This window comes from Paenibacillus antibioticophila, from assembly GCF_000455265.1.
Lineage (GTDB): Bacteria > Bacillota > Bacilli > Paenibacillales > Paenibacillaceae > Fontibacillus > Fontibacillus antibioticophila.
In genome coordinates this window covers 302,902-322,536 of the sequence record NZ_HG005141.1, presented here as the reverse complement: position 1 = coordinate 322,536, position 19,635 = coordinate 302,902, and the positions used below count along the sequence as shown (strand labels likewise).

18 protein-coding genes are annotated in these 19,635 nt (G+C 50.1%); 12 read left to right on the top strand and 6 right to left on the bottom strand.

All coding sequences use genetic code 11. The features are described from left to right. Positions 1–54: 54 nt before the first annotated feature. Entirely contained in the window at positions 55–2,169 is a 2,115-nt protein-coding gene (locus TX85_RS18535; RefSeq protein WP_044481196.1) for a glycoside hydrolase family 36 protein, read from the top strand. 388 nt (positions 2,170–2,557) lie between these two features. On the opposite strand, the gene TX85_RS18530 is transcribed toward TX85_RS18535, so the two are convergent. Together TX85_RS18530 and TX85_RS18525 are read right to left on the bottom strand one after the other, a co-directional pair. Beyond that, positions 2,558–2,989, bottom strand: a complete 432-nt coding sequence (locus TX85_RS18530) for a hypothetical protein (RefSeq protein ID WP_044481195.1) — start codon at positions 2,987–2,989, stop codon at positions 2,558–2,560. Continuing rightward, positions 2,986–3,192 (bottom strand): helix-turn-helix transcriptional regulator, encoded by a 207-nt coding sequence (locus TX85_RS18525; protein WP_044481194.1) that lies wholly within the window; start codon positions 3,190–3,192, stop codon positions 2,986–2,988. The genes TX85_RS18530 and TX85_RS18525 overlap by 4 nt, the downstream gene beginning before the upstream one ends. Before the next feature lie 202 nt (positions 3,193–3,394). On the opposite strand from TX85_RS18525, the gene TX85_RS18520 reads away from it, so the two are divergent. From TX85_RS18520 to TX85_RS25465, 4 genes are all read left to right on the top strand, one after another. Continuing rightward, positions 3,395–4,684 carry an NCS2 family permease gene (locus tag TX85_RS18520; RefSeq protein ID WP_044481649.1) on the top strand — a complete coding sequence of 430 codons (1,290 nt, stop codon included), beginning with the start codon at positions 3,395–3,397 and terminating at the stop codon, positions 4,682–4,684. Positions 4,685–4,909: 225 nt separating this feature from the next. After that, a complete protein-coding gene (locus TX85_RS26865; protein WP_158297353.1) occupies positions 4,910–5,056 on the top strand; it encodes a hypothetical protein in 147 nt (48 codons plus the stop codon). Positions 5,057–5,250: 194 nt separating this feature from the next. Continuing rightward, positions 5,251–5,442, top strand: coding sequence for a hypothetical protein (locus TX85_RS26335; protein ID WP_049895057.1), 192 nt, complete (start codon positions 5,251–5,253; stop codon positions 5,440–5,442). Between the two features lie 242 nt (positions 5,443–5,684). Beyond that, positions 5,685–7,079 carry a sensor domain-containing diguanylate cyclase gene (locus TX85_RS25465; RefSeq protein ID WP_049895055.1) on the top strand — a complete coding sequence of 465 codons (1,395 nt, stop codon included), beginning with the start codon at positions 5,685–5,687 and terminating at the stop codon, positions 7,077–7,079. Positions 7,080–7,164: 85 nt separating this feature from the next. Here the strand turns inward: TX85_RS25465 and TX85_RS18505 are convergent, their stop codons facing one another. Next, positions 7,165–7,461 carry a hypothetical protein gene (locus tag TX85_RS18505; protein ID WP_044481193.1) on the bottom strand — a complete coding sequence of 99 codons (297 nt, stop codon included), beginning with the start codon at positions 7,459–7,461 and terminating at the stop codon, positions 7,165–7,167. Positions 7,462–7,534: 73 nt separating this feature from the next. Continuing rightward, positions 7,535–10,195: a putative bifunctional diguanylate cyclase/phosphodiesterase gene (locus tag TX85_RS18500; RefSeq protein ID WP_044481191.1), complete on the bottom strand. Its 2,661-nt coding sequence runs from the start codon at positions 10,193–10,195 to the stop codon at positions 7,535–7,537. A gap of 161 nt (positions 10,196–10,356) precedes the next feature. Here TX85_RS18500 and TX85_RS18495 point away from each other — a divergent pair, with 161 nt between their 5' ends. After that, positions 10,357–11,310, top strand: a complete 954-nt coding sequence (locus TX85_RS18495; protein ID WP_044481190.1) for a 1,4-dihydroxy-2-naphthoate polyprenyltransferase — start codon at positions 10,357–10,359, stop codon at positions 11,308–11,310. A gap of 294 nt (positions 11,311–11,604) precedes the next feature. Further along, positions 11,605–12,705, top strand: a complete 1,101-nt coding sequence (locus tag TX85_RS18490; RefSeq protein ID WP_044481189.1) for a Gfo/Idh/MocA family oxidoreductase — start codon at positions 11,605–11,607, stop codon at positions 12,703–12,705. A 1,207-nt stretch (positions 12,706–13,912) separates the two neighbouring features. Here TX85_RS18490 and TX85_RS18485 read toward each other — a convergent pair. Beyond that, positions 13,913–14,419, bottom strand: a complete 507-nt coding sequence (locus TX85_RS18485) for a hypothetical protein (RefSeq protein ID WP_044481188.1) — start codon at positions 14,417–14,419, stop codon at positions 13,913–13,915. 253 nt (positions 14,420–14,672) lie between these two features. Here TX85_RS18485 and TX85_RS18480 point away from each other — a divergent pair, with 253 nt between their 5' ends. From TX85_RS18480 to TX85_RS18470, 3 genes are all read left to right on the top strand, one after another. Continuing rightward, a complete protein-coding gene (locus TX85_RS18480) occupies positions 14,673–15,596 on the top strand; it encodes a prenyltransferase (RefSeq protein ID WP_044481186.1) in 924 nt (307 codons plus the stop codon). Between the two features lie 58 nt (positions 15,597–15,654). Beyond that, entirely contained in the window at positions 15,655–16,383 is a 729-nt protein-coding gene (locus TX85_RS18475) for a DUF6081 family protein (RefSeq protein WP_044481185.1), read from the top strand. 108 nt (positions 16,384–16,491) lie between these two features. Beyond that, positions 16,492–16,674, top strand: a complete 183-nt coding sequence (locus TX85_RS18470; protein WP_044481184.1) for a hypothetical protein — start codon at positions 16,492–16,494, stop codon at positions 16,672–16,674. A gap of 102 nt (positions 16,675–16,776) precedes the next feature. On the opposite strand, the gene TX85_RS26000 is transcribed toward TX85_RS18470, so the two are convergent. After that, on the bottom strand, positions 16,777–16,905 hold the full coding sequence (locus TX85_RS26000; protein ID WP_044481183.1) for a DUF4023 family protein: 129 nt from the start codon (positions 16,903–16,905) through the stop codon (positions 16,777–16,779). A gap of 314 nt (positions 16,906–17,219) precedes the next feature. Here TX85_RS26000 and TX85_RS18460 point away from each other — a divergent pair, with 314 nt between their 5' ends. Beyond that, entirely contained in the window at positions 17,220–18,683 is a 1,464-nt protein-coding gene (locus TX85_RS18460) for a catalase (RefSeq protein ID WP_044481181.1), read from the top strand. 147 nt (positions 18,684–18,830) lie between these two features. Continuing rightward, positions 18,831–19,634 carry an ABC transporter ATP-binding protein gene (locus tag TX85_RS18455; protein ID WP_044481180.1) on the top strand — a complete coding sequence of 268 codons (804 nt, stop codon included), beginning with the start codon at positions 18,831–18,833 and terminating at the stop codon, positions 19,632–19,634. Position 19,635: the final 1 nt, after the last annotated feature.

Here is a 19,635-nt window from a genome sequence, read left to right as displayed (position 1 = left end):
GCTCGGAGGGGTGCTGCGGCGAATTGAACTATTTTTTTATAGGCGGGTGTTATGATGGTACAAAACCTGGTCATTGTAGAAAACGGACTTCATCTTGTTATTGAAATTACAGATCAACTGGATGTGCGGCTGCTTCATTTCGGTTCGACGCCTTACCAGGCCTCCTTTATCGAGGAGAAGCAGAGACCCGGCTTTCGGCTGATGGAGCTGCAATTAACCGGCGAAGACCGGGATGAATACCATGGGCGTACCCATCGGGCTTCTTATCCCGGATTGCGGATGAAATACGCAAGTCATGAGGATACGCGAAACAGCATGGGACGTAAGCTTTCGATCGCCTTAGAAGATAATGAAACCGGATTAAAGGCAATTCAGCATTTTCAGTTTTTGGATGGCATCGGCATGCTTCGCTCTTGGGTAGATCTGGTTCATGAAGGCAAGGAGCCGGTCGGGGTAGAGTACGTGTCTTCTTTTGCACTCACAGGCATTGATAAAGAGGGCGTGCTCTCCCGTGATGAGAAACTAAGGCTCTATATCCCGCATACCGGCTGGCAGAGCGAGCTGCAATGGCGGACTTACAGTCTGCCTGAGCTGGGGCTGTCCCATGTAACGGATCGATCCTCCAAGCGGATTGCTTTCAGCAATACAGGCTCTTGGTCAGCTGCCGAGCATATTCCGATGGCCGTGCTGGAAAATCAAGAAGCCGAGAGCACGCTGGTATGGCAGATTGAGCACAATGGCTCCTGGCATTGGGAGATGTTCGACCAATTCGATTATGTCACCCTGCTGATCAGCGGACCGACCGAGCACGATAATCAATGGTGGAAGCAGCTTAAGCCAGGCGAGAGCTTCTCCAGCATTCCGGTCGCGGTAGGGGCCGCGAATGGAGGCTTTGAACAGGCGATTGGGGAATTGACCCGCTATCGCCGCGCCATTCGCCGGCCGAATGAGGATAATCGCAAGCTGCAAATTATTTTTAATGATTATATGAATTGCCTGTGGGGAAGCCCGACGACGGCCAAGCTGCTGCCTTTAATAGACGCGGCTTCTGAGGTAGGCTGCGAATACTTCTGCATTGACGCCGGTTGGTATGCGCCGGGTGAATGGTGGAGCGGTGTTGGAGAATGGCTTCCATCGGAGCAGCGCTTCCCGGAAGGCATCAAGTACGTGCTCGACTACATCCGCGGCAAGGGAATGGTTCCCGGTCTCTGGCTGGAGCTGGAGGTCATGGGAATCCATAGTCCGAAGCTGAAGGATACCGATGACAGCTGGTTCTTCATGCGGCATGGCAAGCGGGTGATGGACCGCAGCCGTTACCAGCTGGACTATAGCAATCCGAAGGTTGCCGCGTATGCCACGGAAGTCATTCGCCGGCTGGTGGAGGATTACGGTGTCGGCTATATCAAGATGGACTACAATATCAATGCCGGCATCGGTACAGAACGGGAATCGGACAGCTTCGGAGACGGGCTGCTTCGTCATAACCGGGCTTACCTGGCTTGGCTGGATGGCATCTTTGCCAAGTACCCGGCTCTGGTGATCGAGAATTGCTCCAGCGGCGGGATGCGGATGGATTACGCCATGCTTAGCCGATATAGCATTCAATCCACCAGTGATCAGGAGAACTATGTGAATTACGCGGCGATTGCGGCCGCGGCCCCATCTGCATTGACACCCGAGCAAGCGGCGGTATGGTCTTATCCGCTTCAGGAAGGAGACGATGAAGAAGTCATCTTCAATATGGTTAATGCCCTGCTGCTGCGTGTGCATCAGAGCGGCCACCTCGCGGAATTGAGTCCTAGACGCAAGGAACTCGTGAAAGAAGGACTCGATTACTACAAGACCATCCGGTCGGAGATACCCGAAGCCCTTCCGTTCTGGCCATGGGGGCTGCCTACCCAGCAGGATGAATGGATCGCCATGGGGCTTCGCGCAGATGGGCGGCAGTTTATTGCGGTCTGGCGAGCCCGTGATGCGGACGGCAAGGGAGATCAACCTGCGGGGCGCGTGCTGGACCTGCCGGATCTCCGTGGGAAGCAGGTGGATCTCCAGTGTGCTTATCCACTGAACTTTCCAGGTGAGCATATATGGAATTCTGAATCAGGCAAGCTTGAGGTCACTCTGCCAGCAGCAAGGACAGCCCGCTTGTATGAAATCAAAATCTTATAAAGATTAAAGGATAATGAGTAAGCTTCTAGGGGTTCCGGCCGTCATATAGATGACGGAGGAGCCCTTCTTCATTTGGTGGGAGCTGTCTCAAAAGGAAAAGGAGGACTCCCGCCCTATCCGCAAGCTATAGTGAAGAAGGTTACTCTAAATTCCGCAAAATTGGTGGGAATGCAGAGATAGTGAAATTTTTTTCGCTTAAAGTTGGCTAAAACGTGGATTTGGCTAGTTTCTGGAGTTTTAAGGTCAATTTTTTCACTAGGACTCAGTTTTTACGCCAGATGGAGAATGTAATGGAAATACCTTCACTAAATTCACCATCAGGCACTCGAATCTATTTTCAAAGAAAGAACCCTTCCTTATTAAATCGCTAATTACAGTTGATATGGTGTTACATCTCTTTACTGTACTTCAAACGGTAATATGCGCTGTATCCAACAATAAACAGATAGATGAACACTAACAGCAATACTACGCTTAAATCTATACCCATCAAGGCGAGTGCCAACAATAGAGCTCCAAACAGAGTAATCATCATGTCATAGGCCTTCGCCTTTGCCCGATTAGCAATCATCAAATTCCGCTCATCTTTTTGTTCGATCTCCAGTTGCTTTGCCGCGGCAGGATTATTCTTCATCGCCAAGCGGCTGATTAGTTCTCCGGCACCGTGACCAAAAATGCCACAGCCAATCCCAATACAGATATAAGGCAATGCTTGCAGCATCCCCTGTGAAGCTTCAAATGCCTGGATGAAATATAGACCGCAGATCAGCAGTCCGAAGCCTCCGATGGTAAGAAAATAAGGCAGTATCGTTTTGCTCATACCTCTTCTTCCTCCTCATAAATAAAAATGTCTTCGATACTCATGCCAAAGAAACGAGCAATCCTGAGCGCTAAAAGAATGGATGGATTATAACGTCCGTTTTCCAGCGAGCCTATAGTTTGTCTTGATACTTCAAGAGCGTTGGCTAGTTCTTCTTGCTTAATTCCACGTTGCTTGCGGATTTCTTCCAAACGATTGTTCATGTAGTTGCCCTCCTATCATGGAAAGCATACTTTCCATGATAGGAGTATATAGCTTATCATTTCAAATGTAAAGCTAACTTTCCATGCTTGTTCCCGTTTGTTTACATCCTTCCTTGACGAAGCTGAAGGATAGGCGGACAATACAATAGTTCGGCATCTTTTTTGTGACATGAGGAAGGGAGATTTATGTTCGATGAATTCGATGAAAAAGTTTTTTAAATTGGAGCAGCATGGGACCAGCGTGAAAACGGAGCTGCTGGCCGGGCTCACCACCTTTTTGGCGATGGCCTATATTCTTGTCGTGAATCCGGCTGTCCTATCGGCCGCAGGCATTCCGTTCGATCAAGTGTTTATGGCCACGGTGATTTCCGCTGTCATAGGCACTCTGTTTATGGCGCTGTTCGCGAACCACCCGATTGCGATTGCTCCGGGGATGGGATTGAATGCTTATTTTACAAGCGTCGTAGCGACGACCGGCTTATCCTATCAGGTTGTCCTGGGAACAGTCTTTCTGGCGGGACTGCTGTTCCTGCTGCTCAGTCTGACCTCTCTGCGCGAAGCGCTGATCCGGGCGATCCCGGACAGTCTTAAATATGGAATTACCGGCGGGATCGGTTTGTTTATTGCTTTCCTGGGCTTAAAAATGTCAGGTATTGTCGTAGCGAACCCCGAAAATCTGGTTACCTTCGGCGACCTGCATCGTTCAGTCACATTGCTGACGATTCTGGGTCTGTTCATCACTTTGATTTTAATGGCTCGCCGGATTCCGGGAGCTTTGTTCATCGGGATGGCAATCACTGCACTGATCGGATATTTCACGGGACAGCTGCATTTTGACGGCTTCTTCGCTGCCCCGCCGGTCCCTGTCTTTTTTGATATGGATTTGCCGGGTGTATTTTCGCAAGGGCTCTACACCACCGTATTCGCCTTCTTGCTCGTAACTCTGTTTGATACCACCGGGACATTGATCGGCGTTGCCGAACAAACCGGTGCGATGAAGAATGGCGAGCTGCCGCGTGCAAAGTCGGCTCTGTTGGCGGATGCGACCGCAACGACGATCGGCTCCATGTTCGGCACGAGTCCTACCACCGCTTATATCGAATCAACGACAGGCGTGGCTGCAGGCGGGCGTACCGGGCTTACCTCTCTGGTCGTAGGCTGCTTGTTTGCCCTGTCTATCTTCGTCTCGCCGCTCGTCGGTGCCATTTCCTCGCTTTCCGCCATAACCGCGCCTGCGCTCATTATTGTAGGCTGCTTCATGATGGAGGGCCTGGCAAGAATCCAATGGAAAACCTTTGACGAGGCTTTCCCTGCATTCGCAATCATGCTGATGATGCCGCTCACTGCCAGCATCGCAACGGGGATCGCGGTCGGCTTCATTACTTATCCTGTGATGAAGCTTGTCAGCGGCAAGGGCCGCGAGGTGCATCCGCTGCTCTATATTTTCGGTCTTATTTTTGTGATTCAGCTTGTGTTTTTTCCGGCTCACTAAGCCGCTAAGCACCGTAGATCCCGGTAGTAATAAAGAATCTATTGGTAGTAATAAAGAATTTATTGTTACCAGGTCTTAACCTCGCTGTGACCTATTTCCGGTTTTCGCATTATATAATGAGTGTAATATATAATCTCCGGTGTTTGAAATTCCGGAAAATGGTTATTTATTCTTATCATGTCATGGTGATTTGAAATTGCCGGAGACTGGAAAGGCGGGGTTAAGATGAAAAGAAGGTTAAGTGTCGTGCTCGCTCTGTTCCTTGTTGTCGTGATGTCTTCGTTGGTACGTCGAGTTCGGGCGCTGCAGATCGTAAAGACAGCACAGCCCGCCCGGCCATTCGGGATGGACAAGAACTTACCGTATATATAGACCAGCTGAATCTGACGGGGGATGGCAGCGGCGAGATCGTCGTAGACCCGGTTCAATGGTATACAGGGGAAGAGGCGAAGGCTGAATTCGCCAAATACGAGCCTGATGCAGGAATCGACGGGCCGCCGGACGGTTACTTTATTGTTAATGAGAGCGAGCTCCTGCTGCCTCTGGCCGTGGCGGAGGATGCTGTAGTGATTATGCAGGTATATGACCGGACCGGAGATTTTGCCGATGTCGGCATTCAGTGGAATGAGCGCATTTCGTTGTCGAAGCTGGACACCTTGCTTCACCATACCGATATCGTGGATGTCCGCGATTTTCCGTATCATTTGACGATCGAGGATGGGCGGGTTACCAAGATTGTTCAGCAGTATATACCTTAAAGCTCAGAGCAGCATCTCAATCCTTTGAAGGATACGCCGTTTGTGACATTTGGCCCATTGAGAAGCATCTTTGTCGAATTGTGTAATAAGGGACCGGATTAGCGATCGGATACACGGGGGTGTATCCGATTTTTGCTGTGCAGACATATAAAAAAACTACCCTTATAATTCCCAAAGGTGTAATATAGAAGGAAGCACTTAGTTCTTTTATACTATTTATTTGAGAGAGTGTGGCTAAGGGAATGAGTAAATTGCAAGAAATTCAGCACAGAAATATGCTGATGATCAAGCTTGTTTGGAGCTTTTATATTATTGCTGTCGCAGTGAACTTGATTGTCGATAAAAATGCATATGTACTTAACCCGCCGGTAGGCCTGCTGCTGGGCGTTGTTTTAACGTTCCTGATTATGCGGCGCATAGCACCGGAAGCCACGATGCTCCTGTTGATTACCGCGCTGTATACCTTTTTCCTGTTTCTAACGATCGAGCATCCCTTTTTCGTCAATATGATCTTCCTGGGAATGCTCCCGATGATTACGCTGCTCTATATGAATTTGAAAGCTACTCTTCTGTCGGCCATCCTGTATATGGTTACCTCCAGTTATCTGTTTCTAATGAAGCATGATGACTTGTTCCCTGGCACAGAGAAGACGGATGTGGTCTATTTCATTATTTATGGGTTGTTTGCATGCACTTTCGCTGTTCTTTTTACGAAGCTCATGCAGTCGATCTGGAGGGGAGCACAGCAAAATGCAAGGCAGCTTGGACATGTGCTCGATAGTGTGGATATCGCTACCTGGACGCTTGATCTGAAAGAGGACAGTGTTCTTATATCGGAGGGAATATCGCAGATTACAGGCTATCCGGTAGAGCACTTTCGAACCAGCTATCTCGCTTTGACGGGAATTGTAATTCCAGAGGATCAATATTTGATTGCACAGGCACAGAAAGAGCTGCTCATTAATCAACGAAGCGTCACGATTGAATGCCGCATTCAGCGAGTGGACGGCTATTACCGGTGGGTTCAGGTTCGGGGTACACCTCATCACAATGATTATGGGCATCTGGAGCGACTGGATGGAGTCATCATCGACATTACCGAACGCAAACAATTGGAGGATCGGGTTGCGTACCTCGCCTATCATGATGAATTAACGACACTGCCTAAGCGGACGCTGTTCAATATGCAGTTTGAGCGTTGTATTGAAGAAGGGATAACGAAGCTCACCGTGTTGTTCATTGATCTGGACAATTTCAAAGAGATAAATGATGCCTATGGCCATAGTGCCGGAGATATGCTTCTTAAAGAAATTGCCGGAAGGCTGACGGTAGTCATTCGTGACTCGGATATGGTATGCCGCCTGGGAGGAGACGAGTTCTTACTGTTGCTGGTAGGCAGTGATGCGCGGGATGCGTCAAGAGTGGCGGAACGGATCATCGAAAGCCTGTCTCGTCCGTTCTATTATATGGGACGCTCTCTTATTGCCACTCCAAGTATTGGCATCTGTGCATATGAAGGCGGTCCTTGTGATCTCGACAGTATGATTCGCAGAGCGGATGAGGCCATGTATGAGGCGAAAAGGGAAGGCCGGAATCAGTACTCGATATTTACCGAGATCAGCGAAATTGCAAGATAATCCGAAGGATGCTTGCACAGGCGCCAGCAATAGCACAGCCTTGAGACGGTCCGTCTCAAGGCTGTATTCGTTGCGGGAGTTCTATCTAATCCCGGTTGCCAAGCTTGCGGTCATAGTAGATCGCGCCAAGCCATTGGCCGGCGGCAAATAGGACAAGCATCCCGAGCAGAACAAGGAATCGGTTATCCCCTTTACGAAGAATAAGCTGAAGCATGAAGAGCAGAACAGAGATCTCTGTCCACATAAGCCCTCGCTTGCGCAAGGCTTTATAATCATACTTGCCCGAGCTCATCTTTCGCAAATTAATCCAGGATACGACAATCAGCACTCCCAAAAAGATAACAGCACCGATCCAGTCTTCTCGTGCAATGGAGTTCAGCAAAATAGAACCTCCCGCCTGTTGTGTATGTAGTACCTGAATAAATTGTAGCTGATCGCCCTCCAGGCCGCAATGGTTAAGCAATCCAGTGCTTTACGAACATGATGAACTCATTGCTTGGCAGCGGTTTGCTGAAAAAGTATCCCTGAAATTGGTCACACTCCAGCTCAGTCAAATACTCCAGCTCCTCGGACGCTTCAATCCCCTCGGCAACAACCTGAAGATCCATGTGATGCCCAAGCTCAATGACTGCCCGCACAATCGAGGACTTCCTCGAATCTTCGAGCAGGCCGCTAAGGAACGAACGGTCAAGCTTCATCTCCGATAATGGCAGACGATCGAGCTGGCTTAGCGACGAGTAGCCTGTCCCGAAGTCGTCCATCGAGATATGAATTCCCATCTGTCGTAATTCCTCCAGCACCTTCACACTGTATTCCACATTGCGGATCAGCATGCCTTCGGTGATTTCCAATACGAGATATTGCGGCTCCAGTCCAGTCTCGCAAAGGGTGCGGGTAATCATGGGAATGAGATTGTTCTGGTAAAAATGTCTGGCTGAGATATTCACGGCGACAGGGAATCTCGCCAGCCCTTCATCCTGCCATTGCTTGTTCTGGCGGCAAGCCTCACGGAGCACCCATTCATCAATATCCAGGATGATGCCCGAATTTTCCGCCAATGGAATGAACTTGTCCGGAGGCACGGAGCCAAAATCCGGGTGCAGCCAACGAAGCAGGGCTTCGGCGCCGATAATCTCTCGGGAAGAGGCGTCGATCTTTGGCTGATAGTAGAGACGGAATTGGCCGCCGCGCAGGGCACGACGAAGATCCGCCTCTAGCTGCATACTCTCAGCCCGCTCATTTTCGATTAAGTTGTCATAGAAATGGTAGAGGCCGTCCCCCTGCTCTTTGGCTACGTACATGGCAATATCGGCGTTGCGCATGACTTGTTCCATGCTGAAGCCGTCGAACGGGTAGACGCTAATGCCCACGCTTACCGTGATATACTGCGGACGTCCTCCGATGTCGAACGGTTCCTCAAGCAGCTGGCAGATTTGCTGTGCCACCTCCTGCACGTCCTGGATATCCTCATAATGAAGCACGAATAGGAACTCATCCCCGCTCAACCGGAACAGCTTGCATGCCTCCGATACAAGTGCAGCAAAGCGGGCGGATACCATGCTGATAAGCAGATCGCCTACGGAATGCCCGAGGGTATCGTTCACCTGCTTGAATCGGTTCAGGTCCGCAAACATGACCGCGAAGGGCTGTTGTGGCTCCTTGTCGCTATCCAGATTCAGTGAACGTGTATATTCCTTGAAATGCAGCCGATTCGGCAGATCGGTCAGCATATCATAGTAAGCCAGCTTATGGAGCTTCTTCTCCGACTTGATCATCCGAGCGGTTTGCTCCTCCAGCAGCAGGTTATTCTGCAGAGAGTCCTGAAGCATATGAACCAGCTTGTTGGACATCATACGGAAGTTGAGAATGAGTGAACGCACCTCATAAATCCGGCTTTTAGGCCACGTCACCTGTTGGGAGGAGACGAGCTTGTCCGGCAGATTGGTCGTCAGCGTGGTCAATTGAACCAGGCTGCGGAGAATTCGCCGGGTTAATAGTTTGCCTACGGCAGAAGCACAGACGAACAGCAATATAAGAAATAGAAACTGGTTCAGGTGCTGAGCATAGATATCCGCTCGGTATGGAGCTAAAGGAACAAGAATGGTCAGCTTAAAGGGAAGCGGTTTCAAATCGGAGTGAGAAATATATTGTGCCCCATCCCATCTTTCCATGGGCATTATGATCCTTGCCTCCTGCTCGGAGAGATAAAAATCGGACGGTTGGTTAAGGGAATATATCCTATCTGAAGAAAGGAACGAGCTTGCTTCGCCGCCGCCGGACAGAGGAGCGCTATCCGCTATAATTTCATCCTGTGGTCCGCTTAAGATGATTCGGTAATTGTCCCTGGAGCTGTAGCGCTCAATAAGGGATTTGAGTTCCTGTTCCTGCAGCGGGCTGAGGCTTAACACGCCATCCGCATAGGAAATATCGCTGCTGTTGATATCCATCTTTATATGTTGGGCCGTATTGGATGCCAGTTGGTCAGCATAGCTGAAGACAGAGTTCTCCGCGGTACGGCTGTTGTTCACAGCGTAGAACAGAAAGGGCAGGGCGATGCAGACGCTAATGATTTGAAAGAGGATTTTGCTGAAGGTTAACGGAACCTCGCGAATCGTGAAGCCCCTTTTTATCTGAACGACAGGCAAATATCTGCGCAGAATATCGGCAACGAGCACATTGGCTAAACCATTGGTTACCGAGACGAAAATCATTAACCAGCATTCAACAGAAATGCTATGGTCTTTTACGAAATAGACAGCCAGAATTAAGGGTCCTCCAATACATAGCCAGAACAAGCTATCCGCCCGCAGCATCGCATCCTTCTTGAATTGGCGCAGCAGCAAGCCGACAGCGATCAGCTCCAGCAGGAAGACCGCGCGAAAATAAGGTGCTCCCATGCCCCAGATAGAAATTCCGTACACAAGAACAGCGACAGGCAGTCCAAGATATAATCCGTAGCACCGGATCATCATCAGGAGCACAATATTGGTGAAGACCAGAGATATGCCGAAAATCAGGTGCAACTCATTTGCTTCAAGGACAAGGGCCAAGGCCGCCAAGGCGGCGAACCAGCCCGCCAGAAGTAGAGGAAGATATTTCTTCTTATGCAGCAACATACCTAAATTGCCCCCTAGGATGACGGATCTTTCTACAATCTTTTCTACATGGAGCAAGAGGATTCCTTTTTTTTCGCGATGTTCTGACATCCCCGGGAGTAAATACAATATAATAAACTAAGCTGCGAGAGGATCAAGAGAGAGAAGGAGAGACATCATTTATGTTTATTGTAAAATACTTAAAGCTGGTTGAGATCCAGACGAAGGTTGCCAGCGTCATTCCCTTCATTCTGGGGACGTTGTATGCCGTCTTTCGGTTTGGGGACTTTGATTTTCTGCATTTTGCGTTAATGCTCATCTCATTGCTGAGCTTTGATATGGCCACAACGGCTATTAATAATTACTATGACTATATGAAAGCCAAGCGCAAGCATGGCTACGGATACGAAGTACATAATGCCATCGTTCAATACCATATGAACCCTAGGGGAGTGGCGGCAATCATTGCTGTATTGCTTGTCCTCGCGATCGGAGCCGGCTTGTGGCTGTTCATGGAGACGGGCTGGCTGCTTCTGCTGCTGGGAGGTTTATCCTTTGCGGTCGGCATTTTGTACTCCTTCGGACCGCTCGCCATCTCCCGGATGCCGTTAGGCGAGATCTTCTCGGGATTATTCATGGGATTTGTCATTCCTTTCGTCTCTGTCTACATTCACGCACAGGACAAGCTGGCAAGTCTTGATCTGGATCTTCAGCGCCTGACGGTGACCTTGCATGTGGATTTATTGGAGACACTGCTGATCCTGTTGATCTCTATCCCGGCTATTTTCGGAATTGCCAACATTATGCTGGCGAACAATATTTGCGATATTGAGGATGATATCGAGAACAGACGGTATACCCTGCCAGTCTATATTGGCAGACCAAGGGCGATTCGATTATTCGGCTGGCTGTATTATGTCTCCTACATCGACCTGATCGTGTTGATCCTGTTGAAGGTGCCTCTTCTTCTGGTCATTCTGGTGCTTACTACGCTGATCCCTGTTCGAAAAAATCTAATCAAGTTCGCTGATCATCCGGTCAAGCAATTTACATTCAAGCTGGCGGTTCAGAACTTCGTGCTGATCTCGGCAGGCCGGATTGTGATCCTGACTCTGGCCTTGCTATTTATGCTCTGAGCCATAGTCGGATTGAATATTCTATAAATGGGCGTATTCATGGTCAACCACTATATAAGTTGAACTATATAAACTACGAAGAAAGGGCATAAGAGTGAAGTGTGCTGAAGAAGCGAAAGCGTTCGCCTTTGTGAGTAGATTTCTACCTTATAATATCTTAGTTCAATCAGAGAAATCCGCGAACAACAGCGATCGAAAGCACACTTCACACGTTGCCTTCAAAACGTAAAATTCAATAGTTCAACTTATATAGAATGAATAGAAGGACTCTGATAAGTATGGGAGATGAGACGGATGCAGGAAGGGATAGCAGGAGGACAAGGAAAGCGCATCTTCGGGATTTTGGGAGGAGGTTGGCGCTCGGAATTTTACCTTAGGATTGCCAAGGCTTTACCTGAGCTGTTCGAGATTGGTGAAATGTGGATGCGGGATAGCCGGAAGGCTCGGGAAATGGAATTGAAATGGGGCGTAAAGGCTACCTCGGATCTGGAGGGCTTTCTATCGCGAAGAGCATTTGACTTTGCCGTGGTGTCCTTGTCTCGCAGTGCGGCCCCGGAGTATATTATTCGGTTGTCGGAAGCCGGAATTCCTGTATTGACGGAGACGCCGCCTGCGGACAGCCTGGAGGGATTACGGTATTTATATCAGCGGACGCATTCCGGTCAGGGAATCCAGGTCGCGGAGCAGTTCATTCGCCAGCCCCTTCATGCGGCCCGGTTAGCTGTGGTGAATTCGGGAATGCTTGGCGGCGTATCGCATGTTCAGGTGTCTGCCGGACACGGCTATCATGGCATTAGTCTGATCCGCCACCTGCTCGGCGTCGGTTTCGAAGAGGCGGAAATATCCGGTGAGCAGTTGATCAGCCCGATTGTTCAAGGTCCGGGAAGAGCTGGGCTGCCAAGCGAGGAATTGTTGGTGGATTCGAGGCAGGATCTCGCTTTGCTGAAGTTTGGCGGCAAGAGCGCAGTCTATGACTTTTCCTATGACCAGTATTTCTCGGCAATCCGGCGAAATCGGGTCCTGATTCGAGGGTATCGGGGCGAGCTGGAAGGGACGGAGATCCGTTACCTGAAGGATTACCGCACACCTGTAGCGACTCAAATGCAGCGCGTGGATGCCGGGCAAGCCGGGGATCTGGAGGGCTATTACCATAAAGGGATTCTGGCTGGCGGAGAATGGGTATATCAAAATCCATTTCCGGGTGCAAGGTTAAGTGACGAGGAGCTTGCCATGGCCTCATGCCTGCTGGATATGGCGGCCTATACTGCCGGAGGGCCTGCATTCTACAGTCTGGCGGAGGCCTGTCAGGATCAGTATCTGAGTCTGCTGATGGGCGAAGCTATCCGGAGCGGGCAGACCCTAATCTCCGAGCGGCAGGTTTGGGCGGAACTGTAGTGATTCTGCGTTGCGGGGGCAACGTGTGAAGTGTGCTTACGATCGCTGTTGTTTGCGGATTTCTTGATTGAATAAACCATAGCAAGGAAGAAATCCACTCGCAAAGGCGAACACTCCGTTTCTACAGCACACTTCACACTTATGCCCTAACTACGCAGCACCTTAGTTCGGCTTTATAGGTACTGGATGCACCGCACTCTCTCTATGACGCGGATGCATTCAAACAGTAAATAGGCAACACCGCATCATTATTGGGGGATGTCCCAGTTTCGACATGTCCGCAGAGCACGGGGTATTCCAGCAGATTCTGCAAAATACAGACCAAGTACGCATGACAGTGATCGTTTTACCGCATGAAAATTTGAGTCTTACCTATGTAGTGAAAAAAGTTACCTTAAATTTAGTGGAAATGATAGAAATACGAATATAGTGAAATTTTTGTACTTAAAGTTGACTAAAACACGGGTTTGGTTAGTTACTGGCGATCTAAGGTAAGTTTTTTCACTAAAAGTGGGTTCGTGCGTCGAAAGAAGATTTTAAGGGAAGTAATTTCATTAAATTGCGACCGGATGAGCATGAGCAGAAGAATGAGGTGCTCATATCGTCCTGTAGAGCGATTGAAGTTTGGAGCAAGACTGGAATGCAAGTGGGACAAGTTAATTTCGGAGGAAAACCACCGTATGGCAGGACAGGCAAAGTTTCGGCGCAAGGCCGATGCATCGTGAGGCGGAGGCGCAGCTTTAGGCGCGGTAGGTATGACGTCGTGCATAAGCTACCGCGCCAGCTTCCACTCGCGCTTAGCCCAAGGCTGTGCATAGTCTCCTGCTTGTATGCCGCAAGGAGGTAAGTTAATAGCAGTGCAGTTATTGCAATGCAGCTTAGGCGCATTCATGTGCAAACGGCATTGTAGTTAAACTGCAGAGGCGAAGTAGTTAGGGCATAAGTATGAAGGGTTGTGAAGTAAAAGCTTTCTGTAAGAAAGCTGCATCGGGAGCATAAGCTTGGGCGTTCGCCTTTGTGAGCGGATTTCTCCCTTGTTAGGACTTAGTCCAATCATAGAAATCCGCGAACAACAGCGATCATAGCAACCCTTCATACGTTGCCCCTCTAACTCGCCTCCGCTGTTTAACTGTCCTATGCTATTGCACATTTTCCTTGGCATCGAATCTTGCATTCGCCCTCGAAGTCCATTTTCCGAACTCGCGCTTTAAAACTTTCTCTTCTTCGGAGACAGCATCACACCGGCACCGATTGCGATTAATGCGATCGCAAGCAGCGGCTGGCCTAGAATGGTCTTGTTGTAGAGCGAGCCCAGGGAGAAGACGGCAAAGAACAATACCGATAATCCGCCAAGGATGTTGATCGGAATGAGCAGCCACTTATTCCGGTTTCCGAACCAGTAAAATTCAAACAGACCGACGGCAGGAGCAAGGAGGAAGCCCGGCCATAAATACTGCCAGCTATCAAACAGCGTGGCAATCTGGCAGACGACACCGACAGTAAACAGGATCCCGCCGGGGATGAGCAGCCCGGTTGTTCTATGGTTGTTTAGCGAGAAGTACAGCCAGTGGAAGAACAAGCCTAGCGGAATAATGAACATCGTAGCCCAGAAGGTGCCGAATAAGGTTCCGGCATCGATGGCCTCTTTGCGGAAAAAGAACAGATAGATTCCCAGTAAAATCAATACCGGGCCGAGCCAATTTTTTCGGTGCATGGACATACTCCTTCACTTATGTAGTGGATATAATACAGAATACTATATTCCAAGCCTGGATGCTTCCGTCTCCAGGGTAGATGATCGCTGGACTTTAGTCTAGGATTTGGGTGTAATTTACAGGCAACCTGGTTCAGGCCAGGAGCTGATGCCACCGGACAAAATTTACCCGTTCCATCGCAGAGGAGTTTAGGTATAATTAGAGTGTGATATTTTTAACACTCTATTTTGCGAAACGGGAGATGAACTCGGCTTGAATACATGGACAAATTTCAAGAAAGCATCCCGATTCCGGGTCATTCCGGTCATGCTGGTTCCTGTCTTTCTTGGCGCCCTTGGCGCATTTATGTGGAAGGGAGTGTTCCACCCCTGGCTATTCGTACTTACCTTGATCGGCTCGGCCTCTGCGCACTTATTCTCCAATATGATCAACGATTTGTGGGATTACCGCAGCGGAGCGGATAGCTTGGCCCAGGAGACGGCAGATGCCATCTCGACCAATTCAGGTTATTTGGCAGGGGGCAAAATGAGTGAGCGCGCCTTTGCTCAGTGGGCCTGGTCCCTGTTTGGCCTGGGAATTCTAAGCGGTGTCATACTCAGCCTCTTTAGCGGCTGGATCGTCATGGTATTTGCCATTCTCGGCGGTCTGATCGCTTATTATTACGTTGCACCGCCGATCCGGTTCGGGTACCGGGGCAAGGGCTACGGCGAGGTGGCGATTCTGCTGTCCTTTGGAGTGCTCCCTGTTCTCGGCTCGTATTATGTGCAGACCGGGAGCTTAAGCTGGGAGGCTGGGCTACTATCGATGCCAGTCGGGTTGCTCACAACCCTACTCTTATTTAACCATCATTTTCTGCATTGGCAAGCGGACAAGCAGGCAGGGAAGAATACGCTGGTTGTTGTGTGGGGAGAACAGCGGGCACTGCGCTTCTCGAAATGGCTGCTCTTTCTCGCCTATGGCTTTCTGATCCTCTGCGCCGTGATCGGTTTGGTGCCATTGTATGCGCTGCTGGCGTTATTGACGGCGATTCCGCTTTACCGCATTTACGGGCGGCTCGGGGCGCATAATCCCTCATCGGCTTATCTGCCGCTGATGGGAGCTTCCCTGCAAGCTTCTATCCGCTGCGGGCTTATCATGATGGCCGCATTGCTGGTTCAAGGCTTGATCCAACTGTAAGCTAGGGCACATCTTGTTTGAAGGCAGGACGGAATACTAATTAGGAGGATTATCATACATGGAACAGGTAAAAGTATTCGGCGACTTTCATACGATTCTGAATGAGGGACAAGTCTGGAAAATAGGCGGTTTCCCGCTGCCGGACGGGAGCTTCTGGGAGTACCGCGAGCCGGAAGCTGTCGTTATTGTGCGCAACGGCATCCTGTATGTCCGGGCACCCTTGAGCCGCCAGCATCATCAGGTGCAAATTTTGGATAATGCCAAGCACATGTATTATTCGAATGAAGAGGTCGTCATTCCTGAGGAGGGCGAGGTCAGCTTCGAGCTTCAAATCCGCGCCCGGACACAAAATACCGCACCAGGGGATCTGTATGACGGCTATGTATCACTGAATCTGCTTGATTTTTCAACCGGAGCCGCCTTGGACTTCTTCGCAGGCAATGATAAATACGCCAGTGTCTATGCTGTGCTTCAATTCCCGGGAGTCACTGTACCGGATACCGGAAAGACCAAATACTTCTGCGTGTTCAAAGAAGATACGGACTTCAAGCCGCGCGAGTTCAATACGTACAAAATTACTTACAACCGCGCAATAGACGAGGTTATTTTCTATGTTAACGGCCATGAGGTTCGTCGGGAGAGCAGCGTGCCCATCAAGTTCAATCGCTTCACCATTGCCCTTGGTATTATGACGGAGAAGGATATTTCGCCGGAGGGCAGTGTTTCGGTTCATGGCCAGGTGGTTACTGCTGAATGGTCGCCGGTGACGGTAACGATCAAGGAGTAGGAGCACAGCTTGGTGCTTCCCCCTCGTCCTCAATACCGGCGCATAAAATCCTTCCGTCTGTCACAGCCTATTGCTTGAATGCAGACATTCATGGCAGGAGGGTGCAAAATGGGAAAGCGCGATAAGCAGAGCCGCCGGGACGGAAATGGCAGCAGCAACGGCCAGAATGCTCCGTCAGGAAACGGCGGAGAGGGCCGGGCAGGCCGGCTGAGCCAAATCAAGAATCATAAAGGACCCGGCGATGAGGTTCTCAATGAATTCATCTCCGGCGAGGATCTTTACGATCACTAGCTCGCAGTGGCGGGATCAACGCGAAGGGCTGCTCCTATCCAATGGAGCAGCCCTTCGCGCTGCTCGGTATCGGTAAGCTATGCCAAAGTAGAACGAAAAAGTTTACTTTTTGGTTCCGTGCTGCTTATTCGGCAATTGGCTGGAAGGGGTGCCCTTGCCCTGCTTGCGGTTCTTGGCATCCTTGTCCTGCTTGTCGTGCACCTTCTCCACGAAATCATGCAGATTGTCCATTGTCGAGGCTTCCTCCTTGTCGGCGAGTTAAGGCGTTCTTAAGGATACAACCATTACTATGCGTAGGTGCATATCAATTCATGCGAATTAAACGCTTATATATCAAAGTCCCTCCCGGAGAAGCTGTGACGGCTGCTTGCTCCGGGAGGGATTTTTTTGCGTTCTCCGCACATGAAAATGAATGCAGCGCTGTCATCCAATCCTTCACCTTTCCCTCATGCAAGCTTCATGAAGCAGCGTATCAGGGGATGCTACAATAGGAACATAATTTAGATCAAGTCTAAGTATAATATTAACCGGAGGGTGATGAATAGATGAATAACAGAATGACCACAAACCAAGGAGCACCAGTAGGAGATAATCAAAATTCCAGGACGGCGGGACAAGGCGGTCCGACTCTGCTGGAGGATTATCATCTGCTGGAGAAGCTGGGCCACTTTGACCGCGAGCGGATTCCTGAGCGGGTTGTGCATGCTCGCGGAGCAGGAGCGCATGGGGTGTTCGTAGCCGAGCGCAGTATGTCCGAGTTTACAAAGGCGCAGTTCCTGCAGGAAGCAGGGCATGAGACGCCGGTATTTGTCCGCTTCTCGACGGTCATCCACGGGCAGGGTTCTCCGGAGACGGCCCGGGATCCTCGGGGCTTTGCTGTTAAGTTTTACACTGAGGAAGGCAACTATGATCTCGTAGGCAACCATTTGCCCGTGTTCTTTATCCGGGACGCGATCAAGTTCCCTGATATGGTGCACTCGCTCAAGCCTTCCCCGGACACGAATATTCAGGACCCGGCGCGGTATTGGGACTTCATGACGCTGAGCCCCGAGTCGACGCATATGATGACCTGGCTGATGTCCAACAACGGAACACCGGCGAATTACCGGCAAATGGACGGCTTTGGTGTGCATGCCTTCAAGTGGATTAATGCGGAAGGGAAGATCGTCTACGTAAAATACACCTGGAAATCCAAACAGGGGGTTCGCAATCTGACCGCAGAGGAAGTCCGCGAGGTCCAAGGCGGTGATTTCAACCATGCGACGCGTGATTTATACGACCACATCGCACAGGGTGATTTTCCACAGTGGGAGCTGAATATACAGCTGCTGCCTGTAGAGGACCTGGATCTGTGGAGCTTTGATCCGCTTGATCCAACGAAGGTATGGCCGGAGAGCCATTATCCGCTCATCCCTGTGGGCACGATGACGTTGAACCGGAACCCGGACAATTTCTTCGCGGAGGTAGAGCAGGCGGCATTTTCGCCAAGTGCGCTGGTGCCGGGCATCGAGCCATCCGAAGATAAGCTGCTGCAGGGCCGCCTGTTCTCCTATCCGGATACACAGCGCTATCGTCTGGGAGCCAACTATTTGCAGATCCCAGTCAACTGTCCTTATGCGCCGGTTCGTAACCACCAACGGGACGGATTGATGAATGTGAAGCAGGACCCTTCGCCGGTGAATTATGAGCCTAACAGTCTGGAGAGCAGCCCGAAGGAAGACCCGAGCTATAACGACAGCGCGGTTCCGGTAAACGGGATGATCGGGAGAGCGAAGATTGCGAAGACCGATGATTTTACCCAGGCCGGCGAGCTCTACCGAAGCTTTACCGAGGAGGAGCGCAATCATCTGATTACGAATATGCTTAATGATCTGAAGCAAACCAATGAACAGATCCAGCTTCGTGCGATCTGCAATTTCTTCCGTGCCGACACCGAATACGGTATGCGGCTCGCTCAAGGGCTTGGCGTTGATATTTCCTCCTTCATTCCGCAGCCGCCCCAGCCATAATATTATGTTCGAAGAACCGGTCTTTCCAAGATCGGTTCTTTTTTTGTTCGTAATGTGACAGGAATCCGTGCTTTTTTACTGTTATTCCTTCATAATAAAGGATTAGATAAATATGGAAACTCACTTATGCGGAAAGGGTGGAAAAGAATGACTTATCGGTTCGACGGTGAAGGCTCGGAGCCCGTCATCAGGATCCGCGATTTGCGGATGAGGTTCGGAGAACGATATGTGCTGAACGGTATTGATTTTGATGCGTATCCCGGACAAATTATCGGTTATATCGGGCCTAATGGAGCCGGCAAGAGCACGACGGTAAAGATCATGCTCGGACTGGTGGAAGGCTATTCGGGAGAAGTGCGGGTATGCGGGGCGAATCCTGTTGACGGCGATACGGAGTACAAAAGACGCATCGGCTATGTGCCGGAAACCGCAGACATCTATGATACGCTGACCGCCCGCGAATATTTGACGTTTATCGGAGAGCTTTACGGCCTGTCCATGGAGACTGCCGAAAGCAAGGCGCGGCGCATGATGGAACAGCTCGGGCTGAAAGATGCGGCGAATGCCCGGCTTTCTACCTTTTCCAAAGGGATGAAGCAGAAGGTACTGATCATTTCGAGCCTGCTGCATAATCCCGATATTCTGTTCCTGGACGAGCCGCTCAGCGGACTTGATGCGAACAGCGTAATGGTTGTCAAAGAGCTGCTGGCCCTCCTGGCTGCACAAGGGAAGACCATATTCTATTCCTCGCATATTATGGAGGTCGTCGAGAAAATCAGCCATCGGATCATTTTGCTGGACGGCGGGAGAATTGCTGCTGACGGGAGCTTTGAAGAGCTGAAGGGACAGAATTTGCAGGGCTCGCTTGAGCAGATCTTTAATCAGATTACGGGATTTAATGAACACCATGAGATCGCCGAACGATTCGTATCGATTGTGCAAGAGGTGTAGC

Coding starts and splice junctions, on each gene's coding strand:
- TX85_RS18535 (WP_044481196.1), top strand. CDS start 55: ATGGTACAAAACCTGGTCATTGTAGAAAACGGACTTCATCTTGTTATT.
- TX85_RS18530 (WP_044481195.1), bottom strand. CDS start 2,989: ATGAGCAAAACGATACTGCCTTATTTTCTTACCATCGGAGGCTTCGGA.
- TX85_RS18525 (WP_044481194.1), bottom strand. CDS start 3,192: ATGAACAATCGTTTGGAAGAAATCCGCAAGCAACGTGGAATTAAGCAA.
- TX85_RS18520 (WP_044481649.1), top strand. CDS start 3,395: ATGAAAAAGTTTTTTAAATTGGAGCAGCATGGGACCAGCGTGAAAACG.
- TX85_RS26865 (WP_158297353.1), top strand. CDS start 4,910: ATGAAAAGAAGGTTAAGTGTCGTGCTCGCTCTGTTCCTTGTTGTCGTG.
- TX85_RS25465 (WP_049895055.1), top strand. CDS start 5,685: ATGAGTAAATTGCAAGAAATTCAGCACAGAAATATGCTGATGATCAAG.
- TX85_RS18500 (WP_044481191.1), bottom strand. CDS start 10,195: ATGTTGCTGCATAAGAAGAAATATCTTCCTCTACTTCTGGCGGGCTGG.
- TX85_RS18495 (WP_044481190.1), top strand. CDS start 10,357: ATGTTTATTGTAAAATACTTAAAGCTGGTTGAGATCCAGACGAAGGTT.
- TX85_RS18490 (WP_044481189.1), top strand. CDS start 11,605: ATGCAGGAAGGGATAGCAGGAGGACAAGGAAAGCGCATCTTCGGGATT.
- TX85_RS18485 (WP_044481188.1), bottom strand. CDS start 14,419: ATGCACCGAAAAAATTGGCTCGGCCCGGTATTGATTTTACTGGGAATC.
- TX85_RS18475 (WP_044481185.1), top strand. CDS start 15,655: ATGGAACAGGTAAAAGTATTCGGCGACTTTCATACGATTCTGAATGAG.
- TX85_RS18470 (WP_044481184.1), top strand. CDS start 16,492: ATGGGAAAGCGCGATAAGCAGAGCCGCCGGGACGGAAATGGCAGCAGC.
- TX85_RS26000 (WP_044481183.1), bottom strand. CDS start 16,905: ATGGACAATCTGCATGATTTCGTGGAGAAGGTGCACGACAAGCAGGAC.
- TX85_RS18460 (WP_044481181.1), top strand. CDS start 17,220: ATGAATAACAGAATGACCACAAACCAAGGAGCACCAGTAGGAGATAAT.
- TX85_RS18455 (WP_044481180.1), top strand. CDS start 18,831: ATGACTTATCGGTTCGACGGTGAAGGCTCGGAGCCCGTCATCAGGATC.